Origin of the sequence: Ligilactobacillus ruminis DSM 20403 = NBRC 102161 (genome assembly GCF_900113455.1) — a bacterium.
Taxonomy (GTDB): Bacteria; Bacillota; Bacilli; order Lactobacillales; family Lactobacillaceae; genus Ligilactobacillus; species Ligilactobacillus ruminis.
Map to the genome: position 1 here is coordinate 1 of NZ_FOPI01000027.1, position 19,095 is coordinate 19,095.

Here is a 19,095-nt window from a genome sequence, read left to right on the forward strand (position 1 = left end):
AGCTTCTTTCGGTGAATGCAAGCATTCGGTGAAAGAAAGCTTCGTTCGACTTGCATGTATTAGGCACGCCGCCAGCGTTCGTCCTGAGCCAGGATCAAACTCTCAATTTATAGTTTGTGACTCAAAATTTACTAGCGAATTGACTTCGCAAATATTGTTGCTCCTGTTTAAAACAAGAAGCCCTGCACATTTGCTTATCGAAACTTTGTTCAGTTTTCAAAGATCTGTTTTACAAGTCGCTCGTTGCGACTTCTTAAGTATATCATCAACAAATTATCTTGTCAACAACTTTTTGAAAGTTATTTTCGATTCGATTTAATAAAATCAATTTGCCGACCAAATTATTATCGCACCTTTCAAAAGAAATGTCAATAACAATTTCGATAATTAAATTTTAGTTGCTAAATGTGACAACTTGATAATCATAACATACAAACAACGTTGAGTCAACAACTTTTATATGCTTGATTTCGAGTTACTTTTTTGCATCAGCAACGAATATAATCATACCAACTATATCCATTTACGTCAATGCTTTTTTCTAATTTTTTCAGAAATTTTCCCGTATCCAACTTATAAACTGATCAAACCAAAACATATCCATATCTGTATTTGAGATTAACAGCGATTTAAAAACGTCAGTCGCTTTTTTCGTATCACCACTTGTTATTTCTCTAATAATTAACTGTTCCAGTTCAAAGATCAAAAATCATAGCAAAAATATCGTCTCTATGACATGACTCGCATAGAGACGTTAATGCATAGCAATGACTTATATGCCGACTTACAATATATCATATCTGTACAGTGGACAAACTAACTTCTAAATTCTGTTCTAACGACTAATTCCTTTAAGTTTTCAACCAGGATATCTATGCCGCAAAGCTTAAAACAAACTGATTACCTTCGCGTTTAACGTTGTTCTCTATCGTTGCTAATATCACAATGCCATACGCTTTAAGTTCGTTATCAATCTTTTAACGTTTTTTATCCCTTCAATAACATTTTGACTCCTTAAAACTTGCGTATGATATATTCAAAATTATTGATTGTGTTTCATCTCCCGCAAAATAGTCTCCGGACACATTAAAATAATCCAAGCGCGATTATTCTCAACTTTTCCGATTCCATAAATCATTGTTATCGCATAAATGAATCAAAGTCAATCATTAAGCTGTTTTTGCACATATTAATAATCCGTCATACAATTTAGTTGTTGATTAACTTTATGTTTCCCCCAAGATTCATTTCCTTATTTTATAATTTATATTTTCTTATTCATTTAGCTCATTGCATGCTGAATGAAATGGATGAATTCTGTCATTGCAGCGAAACCAAATCCTTTTCTGCTCCAAATATTAAATAAACGATTCCGCTCGTTCAAAATTAGATAACTTCATCGTTCCCTCTGTAATTGCTTTGTTTTAAAGAAAAATCAATAATGTTTTATTGCATTTACGTTTACTTATTCTTCGCACTCATCTTTCATTAAACACTTTTGAAAATGACCAGCATGTATTTTATAAAAAACAAGAAAGACGGCCTTCTTTCAAGCCGTCTTTCTTTATTTTATTTGAGTTCAGGAGCATCCGTAACAAACATGCTCTGCGTGCTCTTTCCACCATGCTTTTGCAAAACGCTTGTCTTCTTAGACTGAGAATCATTGAGGAGCTTCATGCCGTCACGATACTTATAGCTGAAATCTGCTCGGTTAACCTTCTTAAAGTTCTCAGGCGTATAGAAACGAAGCAGATCACCAGTTACAATCTTATCAGACAAGGACAAAACTTCGTCAGTTCTTTCAGTTTGCTTCTTAACTTCTTCTTTTTGCGTCTGGGTCAAATCTTCCGTGACATCTTCACCCTTATTATTATAAACCTTGCTTCCGATTTTACTGAATCCAGGCGAAACGAAATCACCGTTTCTGAATGCAACGGTCTGATTCCGATTTGGCGAAGAAAGCAAATCATTACCAAGTTGAATGGTATCCTTGTTTTCGATTCCCAACAAATCAAGCAGCGTTGGCATGACGTCAATTTCACCGCCATACGTATGATTAATGCCGCCCTTAAGCCCGTTCAAATGAATCATGAACGGAACCTTTTGGAATTGTGCCAAATCGTAGCTCGTCACCGTATCAAGGTTCAAAAGCTGTGAAATGGCCTTCTTATGGTTGTTTGAAATACCATAGTGATCACCATAAACAACAATCATCGAATTATCATACAAACCTGATTTCTTAAGATAATCCACAAACTGACCAAAAGACTCATCAAGGTATTTGGCAGTCTGTACATATCCATCGACAGTATTGTCGCCTGTCTTTGTTTTTTCGATATGTTGATTTTGCTTGTCAAGTTCATACGGATAGTGATTGGTAACCGTAATCACCTTGGCATAGAACGGCTGCGGAAGTTTTTCGATATACTTAATCGACTGCTTCAGAAAGATTTTGTCCTTCAGCCCATACCCAACGCTATAGTTGGTCTTGTTTTTATAATAATCTTCACTAAAGAAGTAATTATACCCCCAAGATTTGTAAGTATTGTCACGATTCCAAAAACTGCCGACGTCACCGTGAAATGCAGCGGTCGAATATCCGCGCTGATCTAAGATGGCGGGCATTGCCTGGAAAGTGTTTGAAGTACCATAAGAGGTCATAACAGAACCTGATGGCAATCCGAACAGCGAGTTTTCAAGCATTGTCTCAGCATCGGACGTTTTTCCCTGACCAACTTGATTGTAAAAGTTATCAAAAGACAAAGTATTTTGATCAGCATAAAACTTATTGATGTTAGGCGTTACTTCCTTACCGTTGACTTTATAGTTGATCAAAAACTGCTGAAAACTTTCCAAATGGAAAATAAAAACGTTTTTGCCGGCAGCTTTGCCAAAATACTCTGGGTTTGCAACACTTCTGTTATTCTTCAAAAATTTAAGAACTCCATCCATGTCGCTGCTGCTTGCGCTTGCACGCGTAGCACTTTCTTTGTGCGTCTGGTAAGCATTGTAGCCGGCATAAAAATTCATGCCCAAATATTTGACGATATAGTTATTATCAAAAGTACGCGTTAAAAGCTGCGGACGATCTTTATCAGCCAATCCCAAATTTCCGACAAACAGCAACGCCGAAATAATCGTAATCGCAATCGGATACCTCATCTTCATCGTTCTTGAATCAACTTTAATGACCTTTGTCGCCAAAAGCAACGCCAAAACAATCACGTCTGCAAAAATCAACAAATCGCTTGCATGCAAAATTTCACCGATGCTGAGCGTCAAATTGTTTGAAACTGAACCTGATGATTTGATAATCCCCATTGATAGGAAATCTGAGAACTCACGGTAGTACAAAACATTGGAAAAAAGCCATAGCGACTCGATTAAATCGACAATCATCATTATCCAATATGATTTTTTGCCTTTAAAATACAATGCAATACCGAACAACAGCAGTCCGAACGGCAAAGGGTTGACAATCAGCAGAAACTTCTGTATCGGTCCGGTAATCCCAAGACTGAATTTCGTGACATAAACAACGTATGTCTTAATCCAGAAAATCAAAAATACCAACGCAAAGAAACCTGCACGCGTATCTAGCACATTACGGACTTTATTCAACGTTGAACGCATCAAATTGCCTCCAATTATCAAAATTGTAAAATTATTCTATGAAACAGATTATAGCGGATTTTCATAGAAAGTAAAATCAAATTTCTTGAAATTACATTAATTTAAAAATTATTTATGAATTAGTCATTAAGCAGATCGTAGATTTCCATTGCAGCAAGATCAATATCGTCGAATTCAAATTTTTGCTTTGAAGCAATTTCTTCAAGCGTATATGTTTTGGTAGCAGGATCAAATGTCACAAAACCTCGTTCCTCACCGTCTTTTTCAAAACGACGCGAAGATACCTCGTTTCCTTCGTTATTTGACATTGCATCCAAGCGCTTGATGATTGCTACAAGTTGTGAATTTTCCATAGTAGACTCTCCTCGTTTTCAAATTATCAGCCATCACTTTGGCTTACCGATTATTATTTTAGCAAATTTAAGCCTAACATACACGTATTATCACAAGTTTTATGAAAAACTTTGCTAAAGCTAATTAAAAATGCCCTGAAGCTAAAAAACTTCAGGGCGGTATTTAATCTTCAGTTTTGATTTTGTCAGGCTTGACTGCCAAGGCAACGATTCCAGCAAAAATTACGAGGTAATAAGTGACAGCACGCCACAAAAGCATTGCTAAAACCAATTTTCCATGACTTGAAATAAACGTTGAGAACACCATCGAAAAACTGAGTTCTGCCCCACCGACTCCACCGGGAATCGGAAACAGCGAAATAATCATCACGATCAAAACATGCATCGTCATCACAAGCAAAAAATTGACGTGAGTTACGCCAAGCGAGAGCAAAATAAAGTACGGAATCAAGTAATAGAAGAAAAGCTGCACCAGAGTCAAAAGCGAAATTTTGATCAAAAGTCCCCAGTCCGCCCGAAGTCTCAAACTTTCTTCATAAAATGAGTCAATCTTATCATCAACGCTTTTTTTGATTTTTTCCAAGCGTTCCGCCTTTAAAAACAAACTCAGCGGCTTGATCATTACTCTGACCATTTTTTTCGTAAAATTATACCAATACATGATCATGATCAAACCTGCGATAACTGCAAAATGAATTAAAAATCCAAATATTATCAGCATTGACAACACGTGCAGCTTGTCGGCAATAAAACGGAACCCAATCAGAATACAAACAATAAAATTCACGACGATCATCGATTGATAAACGACAAATTTCATCAGCAGCATGGAAGTCGCACGCCCGCCATCAACGCCTGACTGCATCAACGCAAACAATTGCGCCGGCTGCCCACCGGTTGAAAAAGGCGTAATTCCGTTAAACAACAACTCAATCATCGGAACTCTGATTGCATCCCTCATCGGATAATGAGGAAGATGCTGCTGCACCAAAATTTTAACGACAAGTGCTTCGAAAACAACTGACAGAGCCATCGACAGCACTGCAACCATTGCCCATGACCATTTTAAGGTTTGAAGATCATGAACAAGTTCTTCATAGGAAACGCCCCTCAATGACGCATAGCAGATCAACGCACCGATTGCGAACATGATGCCGATCATAATTTTGTTTTTCCTTGTCATTTCGAACTTTTTCTAGCCTGACACTCATAGTACTTCTGCCAGATCGATGCTAGCCTTTCTTCGGAATATTCTTTTGAAACGTCTCGCGCAAATCCTTTCAACTCAGCTATTCGTTTTGGAGAAGAAACAAGAACAGTCAGCTTTTCATCCATTTCGCTCAAATCCTTGCATGGCTCATACTTGCCTGCGATAATCGAATGATACAGAGAAAGATCTCGCAACATGACGGGCGTGTTAGTGCTGCAAGCTTCAAGAACGCTCATCGGAAAAAGCTCGTTAAACGAAGGAAGCAAGAACAAATCTGCCATATTGTAGTACTTGTTCATTTGGTTTCTGTCGACGATTCCTGGAAAACAAAGATTATCGGGCGGATTTTCAACGACTTTTTTTAATTCTTCGTAACCATCCGTCATCTTTCCAAACGAAAAACCGCCGACCCAAATAAATTTTATTTCGGGATGACGCTTAGCCAGTTCAATGAAATCAAAAACGCCCTTTCTTTCCTGAAGCTGCCCGACTCCGACAACAACGAAATCTTCCTCGGAAATTTTTAGCTTTTTTCTTAAAAGCATTTTCTCAGAAGTCTCCATTTCGTAAAATTCACTTGACGAAACAAAATTCGGGATATAAGTAATTTTATCTTCAGAAATTCCGTATGCGCTCAACTTAGGAATAAAACTGGGATTAACCACGACAATCGCATCCATTTTCTTGTAAAACGCAATTACGTAGTGATAAAAAATGCTTCTGAAAGGTTGCGGAATTTTCAGACTGCCCTCAAGCGTTTCAGGCAAAAAATGCACATATCCGATTCTTGTGCCATGTCCTGGCCGCATCGTCGAAAGATAAAAAAGCGGATCAATCGTATGATAGTGACTGATATCTGCTTTTCCAAATTTATTAATCGAAACTTTCATGCTATCGGCATGATGCTCTTCAAGCAACCGAATCAGCTCAAGGTACGCACTGCCGACTCCTTGTCCTTTGACCTTCGTTGCCGATGAGAACATGTGTATATCAAGCATAGTTTAACCCCTTATCTTGCTTGTGCTTTATATTTTTCAGATTTTGAATACATTTCAAGACATTCATCATAGTATTCAACAATCCTTTTTCCGAACAGGTCAGCTGAAATCTCACGCAATTTATTTAATCTAAGAGTTTCATCACTGTATCTTTCAAGATTCTTTAAATATTCAACCGTTTTCTCAATGCACTCTCCTTGGTCTTCAAACGTCGTTCCGATATTTGGATCATCAAACAAATCATCGGTATAAGGACTATGAGTCGTGACGACTTTAAGTCCGGAAGCTACTGCTTCAATATACGTAAGTCCTTGAGACTCAGAGACCGACGTTGAAACGAACAAGTCAGCGGCATGATAATAATCGGTTACCTTATCGTTAGGAATTTCTCCGGTAAAGATAACGTCTTTTGAGATGCAAAGATCTTCTGCTTGACGCTCAAGACTCGTCCTGGCGGGGCCTTCGCCAACGATCATCAACTTAGCATCAGGAATTCGTTTTTTTATCTCAGGAAAATCGTTCAGCAGACGATCAATATCTTTTTCAAAGGCCAAGCGACTTAACGTCAATATCAGCGGCGTGTCGGGTGAAATACTGTATTTTGCGCGAATTCCAGTTCTGTTTCCTTTTTCAAACCTGGTCAAATCGACCCCGGTCGGAATTATGCTGATCGGTTCCGAAACTCCATATCCGCGCAAGGTATTTAAAACTCTTTCGCTGGGAGCAACGATGCCGCTCATATTAGAACAAAACGATTTCGTCATGACTTTCACGTGTGATGGTTTCAAAATCTTTCCCTTCGCTACGTAATGAAGGTAATCTTCATACATTGTATGGTACGTATGAAGACAAGGGATTTTTAAGTTCTTGGCAACAAATTTTCCGATCAGCCCCATTGAGAATTCAGTCTGGGTATGAATAATATCCAAATTTAATTCTTTTGCGACCTCATATGCCTGAAACAATCCGCGAACTGCAATTCTCCGATCGGTAAAAGAAACAAATGGAATGCTCGTAAAACGAAACGTGTTTCTTTCATAAATTTTTTTTTCGATTTTAGGATCGGTTGTCGTAAAAATATAAACAGTGTGCCCCATACGCTCAAGCTGATTTCGAAGCGTTGCAATCGATGTTCCAACACCGCTAACTTGCGGATAAAAGGTATCCGTAAATATCCCGATATTCACGTAAGTTCCTCCCTTGCTACTCTCAGTTAGTCATTTTTTATTATATGTTTTTAGATTGCCAATTGCAATCATTCACCGCGGCAAGTCGTGAAATCAGTATAAAATCTTAAAAAACACGCTTGATTTCCAAACAAAAAAGACTGGGTAAAATCCCAGCCTTAAAAAATACCTTTACTTAGTAAATTCTTTTACCAAGGAAACGACTTCATCAACGGTTTCACAATCAGAAACTGCTTTGTCCGCTAATTCTTTCATCTCTTTGGAATCAAGTTTCTTAATCAGACTGCGCGTCTTCAAAATTGAAGTTGCGCTCATTGAGAATTCATCCAAGCCTAAACCAAGCAACAATGGAACAGCGATTTGATCTCCGGCCATTTCACCGCACATACCTGTCCATTTGCCTTCTTTATGAGAAGCATCAATAATGTTCTTAATCAAGCGCAAAATTGACGGGTTGTATGGTTGATAGAGATAAGAAACTCGTTCGTTACCACGATCAGCTGCCATTGAATATTGGATCAAGTCATTCGTTCCAATACTGAAGAAATCAGCGTACTTAGCCAATTTGTCCGCAATCATTGCAGCTGCAGGAATTTCCATCATCATCCCAACTTGGATGTCATCAGAAACTTCCACTCCGGAAGCAACAAGGTTTGCCTTTTCTTCTTCAAAAATTGCCTTGGCATCCTTGAATTCTTGTACGGTTGCAATCATTGGGAACATGATTGCCAAACGTCCGTACTTGGATGCACGAAGCAATGCACGAAGCTGAGTACGGAAAATATCCTGACGGTTAAGACAGATACGAATAGCACGATAGCCCAAGAACGGATTTTGTTCTTCAGGAAGCGGAAGATAAGGAAGCTCTTTATCACCACCGATATCCATCGTACGAACAACGACTTGCTTGCCGCTCATGCCTTCAAGAGCTGCCTTGTAAGCCTCGTATTGTTCATCTTCTGTAGGAAGCTCATTTGAATTCATATAAAGGAATTCCGAACGGAACAAACCAACAGCTTCAGCGCCATTATCGTTTGCACCCAAAACGTCATCAGGTGTACCGATGTTTGCGCCAAGCAAAACTTCCTTGCCATCTGCAGAAACAGACTTGGCATCCTTAAGACGAGCCCACTCTTCCTTTTGTGCGGCAAACTCAGCTGCCTTTTGCTTATAATCAGCAAGTTCGGCATCCGTTGGATCAACCAACGCATCACCATTGATACCATCGATGATGACCATTTCGCCTTCCTGAATGTCAGTCGTCGCAGATCCTGAACCAACCACGGCAGGAATTTCAAGCGTACGCGACATGATTGCCGAGTGAGAAGTACGTCCACCGATATCAGTAATGAACCCTTTGACATAGTTACGATCAAGCTGAGCCGTATCGGAAGGCGTCAAATCATGAGCAACGATTACGACTTCTTCTTGAATAAGCGCAGGATTGGGTAAAGTAACGCCAAGCAAATGACTCATAATGCGCTTTGTGACGTCACGAATGTCGCCTGCGCGCTCTTGCATGTAAGCATTGTCGGTCATAGCTTCGAACATTTCGATAAACATGTCGGTTACGCTCTTTAAAGCTGCTTCGGCATTAACTTTGTCATTCTTGATCTTATCTTTGATCTGACCAAGCAACTCAGGATCGGCCAAAATCATCAAATGGGCCTCAAAAACTTTTGCTTCTTCTTCGCCAAGGTTTTCCGTTGCTTTCTGCTTGATAAGTTCAAGTTCACTCTTAGATGCTTCAACCGCATCGTCTAAACGCTTAATTTCAGCTTCAGGATCGTCAATGCTTGTTTCAGAAAATGATAAATCGGGTTGTACAAGCATATAAGCCTTAGCAGCTGCAATCCCATCACTAGCTGCAATCCCTTTTAACATTTTCGTCATTATTCAGCAAGTCCTTCCTTAGACATTGTATCAGCAATAGCAGCAATTGCCTCTGCTTCGTCACCGCCTTCTGCAGAAATCGTGATGTCAGCGTTTTGACCAACGCCTAATGACATAACACCCATAATTGACTTCAAGTTAACTGACTTGCCTTGATATTCCAAAGTAATGTCAGAGTTGAACTTACTTGCAGCTTGCACCAAAAGCGTAGCTGGGCGTGCGTGAATACCTGTTTCTGCGATTACGTGAAAATCTTTCTTTTCCATTGTGGATCATGCTCCTTTGAATTATAAAATGAAAGTCGGGCCATACGTCTTGTGAAAACGAATGAAAAACAATGTCGTCGTTCATAATACCGTTTTCATTAATGCTAATAAAAAGCCAACAAGAACATACTGCCCCTACATGCTACATGATATCATGTTTTTAAAAGTTAGACAAGTTTTTGTTGGTATCATTAAGACTAATTTATTTTTTTAACCAATTCTCAGAATTCATCACCTTTGTCATAGTGATAAATCGCTCCCCCACCCCGCTTGGCCTTGCCAATTACTTTTTTTCTGAAGTTCGATTCCATAAAAACCTTTTGAAAATCCATAAACTCTTCCTTTGTAACTTCAAACGTTTCAATTTTGCCATCATGCAAGTCGCTCAAAAGCTTTTCATAATCTCTGACCATGAAGATCCTCCGTTCATGTTGATTTCAACATATTATAACATATTCGAATCATTTTGCTTGCGATTTAAAATTACCATAGTATAATTGGAAATATAAAAAGGTCAAAGTTGGTCAAAACACTTTGTATTATTTATGAAAGGTCGTGAAACATTTGCTATGTCAAAACTGTCGTAAGAATCCAGCAACAATTCATTTAACAACAAGCATCAACGGTCATCAAATAGCAATTGACCTTTGTTCTGAATGTTATGGCGAATTTCGCGAACGCTCGACCAGATCGCAAAACCAGCCATTGCAAGATCCGTTTGGTTTCAACTCGCTTGACGATCTCTTTAAAGCAATATCGCAAAGAAATCAGCCGAATCAAAATCAACGGCAGTCTGCGCCTCAAAACGTATCCGGAGGAAACGGCAACACAATTCTCGGCAAATTCGGTTTGGATTTGACTGAAGAAGCCAGAAACGGACGCATCGATCCCGTCATCGGCCGCGACAAGGAAATATCCCGCGTCATCGAAATTTTAAATCGCCGTACCAAAAACAATCCCGTTCTGATTGGCGAAGCAGGCGTCGGCAAAACAGCGGTTGTCGAAGGGTTGGCTCAAAAAATCGTTGATGGTGACGTACCTCAAAAATTGCTCGACAAGCGCGTTATTCGCCTTGACGTTGTTTCGCTTGTTCAGGGAACAGGATATCGCGGTCAATTTGAAGAACGAATGCAGCAGTTGATGAGCGAACTCAAACGTGATCAAAATACGATTCTTTTTATCGATGAGATTCACGAAATCGTTGGTGCAGGCGACAATGAAGGTCGCATGGATGCGGGAAACGTTTTAAAGCCTGCGCTTGCTCGCGGTGAACTTCAACTCGTCGGCGCAACGACGCTGAACGAATACCGCACAATCGAAAAAGACGCTGCTTTAGCCAGAAGACTTCAGCCGGTGCGCGTTGACGAACCATCAACTGCTGAGGCCATCGAAATTCTCAAGGGAATCAAACCTAAATACGAGGCTTATCACCATGTAAAATACACTGAAGAAGCGATTAACGCTGCCGTTTTGTTGTCATCGCGATATATTCAGGATCGTTTCTTGCCCGATAAGGCCATCGATTTATTGGATGAGGCTGGCTCAAAAAAGAATTTGACGATTCATGCAGCTGATCCAAAAGTTCTTGATGACAAGATTTCACACGCCGAAGCCAACAAACAGGCGGCTCTTAAAGAGGAAGACTATGAAAAAGCCGCCTATTACAGAGATCAGGTCAACAAATTCACGGAAATGAAACAAAATTCCGTTTCTGACGAAAATGCTCCGATCGTCTCCGATAAGGACATGGAAGCAATCGTTGAGGAAATGACTCAAATTCCTGTCGGCGAATTGAAAGAAAAAGAGCAAAATCAATTGCGCAACCTTGCCGATTCCTTGAAAAAACACGTTATCGGTCAAGATGAGGCGGTAACCAAAACGGCCCGTGCCATCAGAAGAAATCGTGTCGGTTTCAATAAGTCGAATCGCCCAATCGGAAGTTTCTTGTTTGTCGGACCAACAGGCGTTGGCAAGACCGAAACAGCCAAACAGCTGGCGGAGGAGCTTTTCGGATCCAAAGATTCCATGATCCGTTTCGACATGAGCGAATACATGGAAAAATTCTCAGTTTCAAAACTTATCGGATCTCCTCCAGGGTACGTCGGGTATGAGGAAGCCGGTCAATTGACCGAACAGGTACGCCGTCATCCGTATAGCTTGATTCTATTGGATGAAATCGAAAAAGCTCATCCCGACGTCATGCATATGTTCCTGCAAATCCTTGATGATGGACGTCTGACTGATTCCAAGGGTCAGACAGTCAGCTTCAAAGATACGATCATCATTATGACAAGCAATGCCGGAAGCGGAGATTCCGTTATCAATGTTGGTTTTGGCGCCGAAGCAAATGGTACGACCAACTCAATTTTGGACAAACTGAGTCGCTATTTCAAACCTGAATTCTTAAATCGTTTCGATGATATCATCGAATTCAACGCCCTTTCCAAGGAGGATCTTGGAAAAATCGTTGACTTGATGCTTCAAGACGTAAATAAGATGCTGCAAGAAAAGCAAATGTCATTATCCGTAACGCGTCCAGTATGCGACAAGCTCGTTGAGCTGGGTTATGATAAAAAGATGGGTGCAAGACCATTGCGCAGAACGATTCAAGAGCAGATTGAGGACAAGGTTACTGACTTTTACCTTGAGCATCCGTCCGTTAAAAACTTTGCGGCCAAAATAGAAAACAATCAGATTGTCATAGCAGAAAGTACGGCCAAATCATAACATCCGACAAATTTATGTTCTTAAAAAGAGTCTCAGTATTTTTTAAATATTGAGCTCTTTTTTATTTAGTATTTCACAAAAATAACGTATAATAAGGGTATATGAGAGGACTGTGTAATAATTTAGGAGGAATTTGCCATGCAATTAATTGACGTAACCAACAGTTATGCGCGAAAAATCCGTTGCGAATTGATGAATACACCCGTTCACTTTATTAAAGTCTTTACCTTAGGCAATTCAAAAGTTGTTTTTAAAAAGAAAAAAGATGACGCTGAAATCATCATTTCGAATAAGCTTCGACCGATTACAGAAAAGGAAATCGAATTCGTTAAAGAGCATCTTTTGGGTGAAAAAGCTAAGCACGCGTTGATCACGGCACGGAAAAACATCACTGAAATCAGCTTGAAGAGCCACAAATAAATTTGTCATCAGACGGGGAAACCCGTCTTTTTTGTGGAATTGTTTCAAGTTGCTTGATATAATTGAACTATGCTTAATGGTTGAAAGGTGGGAGTTTGATGTCTTTAGGAACATACTTTAAAAGAATTTTTAATCGAAACATTCGCAGATCACGTTTTGCAAAAAAGCATGCCGCACCGAATGTTTCCATGATTAATCAAGTTCTTCCAAAAGAAAATTCCGTCTTCGTTTCAGCTCCCGAACCAGAAACAGGCTTCCCTGAAACTTCATCTGAACCGGATTCGACCATTATCATCATTTACCAGGACGAAAATCACAATGCGCTTCGATCTCCGGAAATAATCTCTGGAAATCGCGGTGATAAGCTTAACATAACGTTTAAAGAATTTGAAAATTTTGACTTGATTAAAATTACAGGGTTCACCTCAGTTTTTTCAATGGAGTATGGTGCAATTACTTTAACCTATCGTAAAAAAAACGCAGGACTCGTTTGGATTTTTTGTCAAGACATGGATGACAGACACTTTCTTCAAAAACCTGTTTTTATCCGCGGTGGTTTAAATGATGAATATTCACTGAGTTCACCGGCCGTTTTGGGATATTCGGTCAAGCATGCAAGCGGTCCTGTCACTGGTTTTTTTAAAGAAAGACAACAAGTCGTAACTTATTATTACCGTCGCGATGAATATGCAGACGTCAGCTATGACATCGGTTTTCTTCGTTTCAAAGATTTCTATTGTTGTTCGGATGCGCCGAATGGTCGAAAAACGCGCGTTGTCATCGCAAAAAATACGGTTTGGCAGATTTTTGAAACAATTGAACTTGTTTCAGGCGAAAAATGGCATTGTCTAGGAGGCAATATTTGGGCTTGCTTTAACCATGATCTGATGGAATACAGCTCAGTTCAACCTCAAAAAACTTTAAAACTTGAAAACAGATTTTCAGACTGTATCAACCTTAAAATCAAAGCCAAAATTGATTTCGTTCCAAATAAGAAGCTGTTTCTTTATGATCGACCATTCGGCACGAAAATTTCTTCCGTTCCTGATGGAAAGATTGTTACTTTGACTGCTCGCCACCGTGAAAATGGCATTATTTGGTTTAAGATCGGTGACTTGGGTTGGACAATTTTTGAATATTTGAAATTTTGAAAGTAAATTTCACGTTAATAAAGCATCCAAGAACCTTCTTCAGATTCTTGGATGCTTTTGCCTTTATTCAATCGTAAGCGGTCATTAAAACAGCGGTGTGTACACAAATAGCCCGAGATAGCATTATTATCTCAGGTTATTGCGTATGCATCGTTTTTATTTTTTTATTTATGAAGAACGCTTATTTAAAGACCGCTTACCTTACTTCACGTTTATCGTCATGCTTAAAGAAGCTTCAACCATTTCAAATTTGATAATCATATGTCCGTATACTTTTGTCAAACCCTCGTCTGACATCATTTTTTCAGACACGAGCTTGTCTAATTCTTTTTTATCGGGTGTGGCTATGTCGATAAGTTCTTTAAACAATGTTCTTCAAGTTTGATGCCGTTCTTTTTTATGTCTTTATCATCTCTGGATTGCATTAATAACGTATTAACGCATATTATTGGAATGCGAGAAATTAAATGTCAGACATAGCACACCTTGCGAATAATTAATTTAAATAAATTATCAATAACTAATATATGTTATTAAATTCACATCCTTCATCAATGAGATTAAAAATACTTTTTCACTCAAAGACTCCCCAAATCCAGTAATTCTCAACACGAACATGATTACGTTTCGGACAATAAAAAAGGTGCATATACGTCAAAGCACCTTTAAAATATTGATTTTAAATTAATTATAATTTAGACGTAAGTTCAACGTCAGGATATTTATCCTTGAACCAACGTTCTGAAAATTCATTTTCAAACAGGAACAACGGATTTCCTTGCCGATCCTTGACAAGCAAATTACGAGAACTCGACATCTTTTCATCAAGTTGTTCTGGAGCAATCCAACGTGCAATCTTTTTACCCATCGGTTCCATAACTACTTCTGAATTATACTCATTAGCCATACGAAATTGGAAAACTTCAAATTGAAGCTGACCAACGGCACCCAAAATATAATCACCCGTACTATAGCTTTGATAGAGCTGAACGGCACCTTCTTGAACAAGCTGCTCGATTCCCTTATGAAACGATTTCTGTTTCATTACGTTCTTTGCCCGAACATGAACAAAAAGTTCCGGAGTAAACTGGGGCAGTTTCTCAAATTTAACTTTCTTTTTTCCTGAGTAAATCGTATCACCGATTTGGAAATTACCCGTATCGTATAATCCAATGATGTCGCCCGCTACCGCTGTTTCAACGACCTCTCTTGAATCAGCCATAAACTGCGTAGAATTTGATAATCTAATCTTTTTTCCAGTTCGCTGAAGCGTAACGTCCATCCCGCGATCAAATTCGCCAGAACAAATTCTGACAAAAGCGATGCGGTCACGGTGGTTAGGATTCATGTTCGCCTGAATCTTGAAGACAAAACCGGAAAATTCTTCATCTTCTGGATCAACGAAGTTTCCTTCTTCAGTCCTATGTTTTGCAGGAGCAGGTGCAAACTGCAAATATGCGTCAAGGAACGTCTTAACGCCAAAATTAGTCAACGCAGAACCAAAGAAAACAGGTGTCAACTCTCCTTTTTCAATCTTTTCTTCATCAAATTCGCTGCCCGCTCCTTTGACAAGTTCAATTTCCTCCAATACCTGACGATAGATGCTCTCTTGTTTAAGCGGATGATTACCCTTGATTTCACCGTTTTCGTCCAGTTCAAGGAATGATTCTCCTTCATTTTCACTGCGATAAAGTTCAATTCGATTATTGAATCTATCATAAATTCCTTTAAAGCCTTTTCCCATTCCGATTGGCCAATTCATCGCATAGGCTTCAATCCCTAAAACTTCTTCCAATTCCGCTGTCAAATCCAAAGGTTCGCGTCCATCACGATCGAGCTTATTAATGAACGTAAAAATTGGAATCCCCCGCATTTTACAAATTTGGAAAAGTTTTTTTGTCTGCGGCTCAATCCCCTTGGCAGAATCAATCACCATAACTGCAGAGTCGACTGCCATCAACGTTCGATAGGTATCTTCCGAAAAGTCCTCGTGACCAGGCGTATCCAAAATAACGACCCTCTTGTCGTCATAATCAAACTGCATGACGGAACTCGTAACTGAAATTCCGCGTTTCTTTTCAATTTCCATCCAGTCGGACTTGGCAAAATTTCCCGTTTTTTTCGCCTTGACCGTTCCTGCCGAACGAACGACGCCGCCAAAAAGCAGCAACTGTTCAGTGATTGTTGTTTTGCCGGCATCCGGGTGCGAAATAATCGCAAAGGTTCGCCGTTTTTCAACTGCTTGTTCTAGTTGTTTCTGATCCATTTTTACCTCTCAAATCCTTCAGTTGTTTATTTTTTGTATTTTCTAAAAAAACATGTTTACATTGGCCTTACCTCATTGATTGCTAAAATAATCCATTATTAATCATAATATAAAAAAGGGCGACTTGCAACGAATGCAAGCCGCTCTTTTTTCTAACTGAGCTTAAGCTCGGTTTGCTTTTTTATTGCCTCTTTCTTTCGATGGAGCGAAGTCAGCGCATCAGGCAACGTCACCTTGACCTCAGTGATTCTGGCATCATCGATGATTTTTGCGGTAGTCAAAACAACATCGCCTTCAGACGACTCGGCCGTAACCGAAACAACCTCATCGTTATCAGGTATTCTGCCAAGCTTGGCAATCAAGAATCCCGCAATGGTATCAATGTCATTAATTTTCAGATCCGTTCCGAATTCATCATTAAAATCATCAATCGGCATCTTACCTTGAACTAAAAATTCATCCGATGAGATCTGCTGATAAAGCTGATCTGGTTCATCAGACTCGTCATCAATTTCTCCAACTATCTCTTCAAGTAGATCTTCTAAGGTAACCAGACCGACAACGCCGCCATATTCATCCAATAAAATTGCCATCTGATTTCTTGTTTTTTGCATCTGAAACAAAAGCTCATCCAGAGTCATCCTTTCAGGAACGAAGAAAGCCGGACGCATCGCTTGCCTGATTGTAATATGATCAAATCCGAAATTTCTGGCCAGCTTGACCAACGTCTTGATGTGAACGATACCGACGACATTATCTTTATCTTCGTGATAAACGGGAACACGCGAAAAGTCCATCCCCAAAATACTGTCGATATTGCGACTGTTATCGTTCGTAACGTCCACCATGAAAGCATCCGTTCTCGGAACCATGATTTCACGTGCCATCTTGTCATGCATCGAAATCACACCGTCGATCATCTCATACTCATTCGTATCCAGCTCGCCGTTATTTCTTCCTTCCTCGATCATGTCCAAAATATCCTGCCACGATGCCGTTGGATCGTCTGCCGTATCAGTTACGTCACGTTTAATAACAAAATGTTTATTGATTAACGAAACAGCCGTCACCGTCGGCCAAAACAAAACATAGATTGCATAGATGAAGTAATACAGCCTTTTAGCCGTTTTTTCGGGATGTGCCGCAGTCAACAATTGCGGAATCGCCATGAAAAATGCATATAGTACAACGGCACACAATAACGCAACAATCACGCCTGCCATTTCATACAGACTGCTAAAACCGATAACATCTCTGAATAAACCGACCAAGCACCCCGCAAGCATTAAAATCAAAAAAACGCTGTTGAGACGCAACGCTGCCAAAAATTGCGGTCTTTTTTCTGCCAACTTTTGCAAAGACTGCATTTCATTATCATCTGATTCGCTGCTCCCGTTCCTGCCGACGGGACGATTGATTGCGTTGACACATCCCGTCGCCATCGACGTTAAACAAACAAAAACTATTACCAAACCAACCAACACCCATAAAAGGGGCTGTCCGGGATCACCCATACCTATCACTCCATTTAATGTTTTGATTAAAGATAGATTATACACCTACATGACAGATTTTTCCATTACTTCGGCACTTTGATCGTTGCCCCCGCAACCAAATCGATGCTGTCGCCCATATTGTTCAATTCTTGGATGCGTTGAACCGTGGTTGCATATTTATCTGCCAACTCCCCGATTGTTTCGCCGTCTCCAACCGTTACCGTTTGTGTTTCCTCTTTTGCCTTACTTTCCGATTCTGCTTTGGCTTTGCTTTCCGATTCTGCTTTGGCTTTGCTTTCCGATTCTGCTTTGACTTTGCTCTCCGATTCTGCTTTGGCTTTGCTCTCCGATTCTGCTTTGGCTTTTTCTTCTGACTGCTTCTTTGCCAATCTTTCAGAAGATTTTGCGGTTTTCTTTAAACTGCTCTTGTTAACGCTTTTCAATGATACGGCTTCTTTTTGAGCAGTTTCTTTTGTCATATAACGATGAACGAGCCAACCTCCGCTTGTGAAAACCAAAATCAAAAATGCGACAATAGGAACCGCGATTCCTAATTTCCTGGGTTTCTTTTGCTCCTGATTAAGTTTTCTGCCAGTTTCCGAAACGGGATCTGCACCATGGTCAACATAAAAAGCACGACGCATTTTCGGTTCATCTTTCCTGGTATATCCGTTTTTGAATTGTTCGCTCTTAAACTCATCATACAAAACTCTGACATCAAACATCATTTGCTCTCGCTGCTTGTTTGCCAAATAGTCGTTTTTCTCAGGCAAAGTCAAAGAACGATACCATTCGAGCGAGTATTCAAACTGTCGAATGATGTCTTTTGTCGGGCCGAAATCCTGCAACTCTCCAAAAGAAATCCAAGCACAGCGCTCACAAAGACTTTCAATCACGATATTTTTCACGTCTGAAATAATGAATGTCGTTCCGGTATCTTTCAGCTTTTGAATCCTCTTGATCGTCTTTTCAAAAAACGTTTGATCGAGCATGGACAACACGTCATCAATTACAACCAGTTCAGGATTGATATACAAGGCAAGTCCAAGTACTAAACGCGCATGCATTCCGACCGAATATTCCCTGACAGGACGATATAAGAGCTGTCCTGCCTCAGTAAAATCAATAATTCCGTTCGTCAAATGATCTCCCTTGAATTTATCGACACCGGAATCTTCAATTGCATTTCGAATATTTTCAAGTCCGGTCAAATTTGGATCAATACTGTCCAGACCTGCGTAACTGATTTTTGCATCAGTCGTGACAAATCCGGTGGACTGACGTTCAAGACCCGTAATGATTTTTAAAAGCTCAGTTTTTCCGGAGCCGTTTTCTCCAATAACGCCCACAGCCTCTCCCTGAGTGACGTCAAACGTTATTCCACGAAGAAGCCAAAAATCTCTGCTTTCATCCAATAACCACGAGACCTTCGTCTTTTTGTCCGCATGCAAAGGTACGCTTTTTGCAATATATTTGATTTCAAGTTTTTTCATAT

The 19,095-nt window shown here is 39.8% G+C and carries 15 protein-coding genes; 4 read left to right on the forward strand and 11 right to left on the reverse strand.

Features of this window, described 5'->3' with window-relative positions:
* Positions 1-319, forward strand: a 319-nt coding sequence (locus tag BMZ95_RS11725) for a hypothetical protein (RefSeq protein WP_455768900.1), incomplete at its 5' end; no start/stop codon positions are given.
* 1,250 nt (positions 320-1,569) lie between these two features.
* Here BMZ95_RS11725 and BMZ95_RS08100 read toward each other — a convergent pair.
* The 8 genes from BMZ95_RS08100 to BMZ95_RS08135 form a co-directional block, all read right to left on the reverse strand.
* Complete coding sequence (locus tag BMZ95_RS08100) at positions 1,570-3,633, reverse strand: LTA synthase family protein (protein WP_046922897.1); 2,064 nt, start codon at positions 3,631-3,633, stop codon at positions 1,570-1,572.
* Positions 3,634-3,752: 119 nt separating this feature from the next.
* Positions 3,753-3,986: a YkuJ family protein gene (locus BMZ95_RS08105; RefSeq protein ID WP_003692695.1), complete on the reverse strand. Its 234-nt coding sequence runs from the start codon at positions 3,984-3,986 to the stop codon at positions 3,753-3,755.
* Positions 3,987-4,149: 163 nt separating this feature from the next.
* The gene (locus BMZ95_RS08110) at positions 4,150-5,169 is read right to left on the reverse strand and encodes a lysylphosphatidylglycerol synthase transmembrane domain-containing protein (protein WP_046922896.1); all 1,020 of its coding nucleotides are present in this window, start codon (positions 5,167-5,169) and stop codon (positions 4,150-4,152) included.
* Positions 5,166-6,194 (reverse strand): glycosyltransferase family 4 protein, encoded by a 1,029-nt coding sequence (locus BMZ95_RS08115; RefSeq protein WP_014073214.1) that lies wholly within the window; start codon positions 6,192-6,194, stop codon positions 5,166-5,168. The genes BMZ95_RS08110 and BMZ95_RS08115 overlap by 4 nt, the downstream gene beginning before the upstream one ends.
* Before the next feature lie 11 nt (positions 6,195-6,205).
* Positions 6,206-7,381 (reverse strand): glycosyltransferase family 4 protein, encoded by a 1,176-nt coding sequence (locus tag BMZ95_RS08120; protein WP_046922895.1) that lies wholly within the window; start codon positions 7,379-7,381, stop codon positions 6,206-6,208.
* Positions 7,382-7,552: 171 nt separating this feature from the next.
* The gene (gene ptsP / locus BMZ95_RS08125) at positions 7,553-9,274 is read right to left on the reverse strand and encodes a phosphoenolpyruvate--protein phosphotransferase (RefSeq protein WP_014073212.1); all 1,722 of its coding nucleotides are present in this window, start codon (positions 9,272-9,274) and stop codon (positions 7,553-7,555) included.
* On the reverse strand, positions 9,274-9,540 hold the full coding sequence (locus BMZ95_RS08130; RefSeq protein ID WP_014073211.1) for a phosphocarrier protein HPr: 267 nt from the start codon (positions 9,538-9,540) through the stop codon (positions 9,274-9,276). Before BMZ95_RS08130 ends, ptsP begins: the two co-directional genes overlap by 1 nt.
* 221 nt (positions 9,541-9,761) lie before the next feature.
* Positions 9,762-9,953: a hypothetical protein gene (locus BMZ95_RS08135; RefSeq protein WP_014073210.1), complete on the reverse strand. Its 192-nt coding sequence runs from the start codon at positions 9,951-9,953 to the stop codon at positions 9,762-9,764.
* A gap of 151 nt (positions 9,954-10,104) precedes the next feature.
* Here BMZ95_RS08135 and BMZ95_RS08140 point away from each other — a divergent pair, with 151 nt between their 5' ends.
* The 3 genes from BMZ95_RS08140 to BMZ95_RS08150 all read left to right on the forward strand — a co-directional run bounded on the left by BMZ95_RS08140 (position 10,105) and on the right by BMZ95_RS08150 (position 13,838).
* Positions 10,105-12,267 (forward strand): ATP-dependent Clp protease ATP-binding subunit, encoded by a 2,163-nt coding sequence (locus tag BMZ95_RS08140; protein WP_056990448.1) that lies wholly within the window; start codon positions 10,105-10,107, stop codon positions 12,265-12,267.
* A gap of 138 nt (positions 12,268-12,405) precedes the next feature.
* On the forward strand, positions 12,406-12,687 hold the full coding sequence (locus tag BMZ95_RS08145; RefSeq protein WP_046922894.1) for a DUF1827 family protein: 282 nt from the start codon (positions 12,406-12,408) through the stop codon (positions 12,685-12,687).
* A 98-nt stretch (positions 12,688-12,785) separates the two neighbouring features.
* Complete coding sequence (locus BMZ95_RS08150; RefSeq protein ID WP_014073207.1) at positions 12,786-13,838, forward strand: MucBP domain-containing protein; 1,053 nt, start codon at positions 12,786-12,788, stop codon at positions 13,836-13,838.
* Positions 13,839-14,526: 688 nt separating this feature from the next.
* Here the strand turns inward: BMZ95_RS08150 and BMZ95_RS08160 are convergent.
* From BMZ95_RS08160 to BMZ95_RS08170, 3 genes are all read right to left on the reverse strand, one after another.
* Entirely contained in the window at positions 14,527-16,104 is a 1,578-nt protein-coding gene (locus tag BMZ95_RS08160; protein WP_046922892.1) for a peptide chain release factor 3, read from the reverse strand.
* A gap of 152 nt (positions 16,105-16,256) precedes the next feature.
* Positions 16,257-17,618, reverse strand: a complete 1,362-nt coding sequence (locus BMZ95_RS08165) for a hemolysin family protein (protein WP_046922891.1) — start codon at positions 17,616-17,618, stop codon at positions 16,257-16,259.
* A 65-nt stretch (positions 17,619-17,683) separates the two neighbouring features.
* Positions 17,684-19,093, reverse strand: coding sequence for an ATP-binding cassette domain-containing protein (locus tag BMZ95_RS08170; protein ID WP_046922890.1), 1,410 nt, complete (start codon positions 19,091-19,093; stop codon positions 17,684-17,686).
* Positions 19,094-19,095 lie beyond the last annotated feature (2 nt).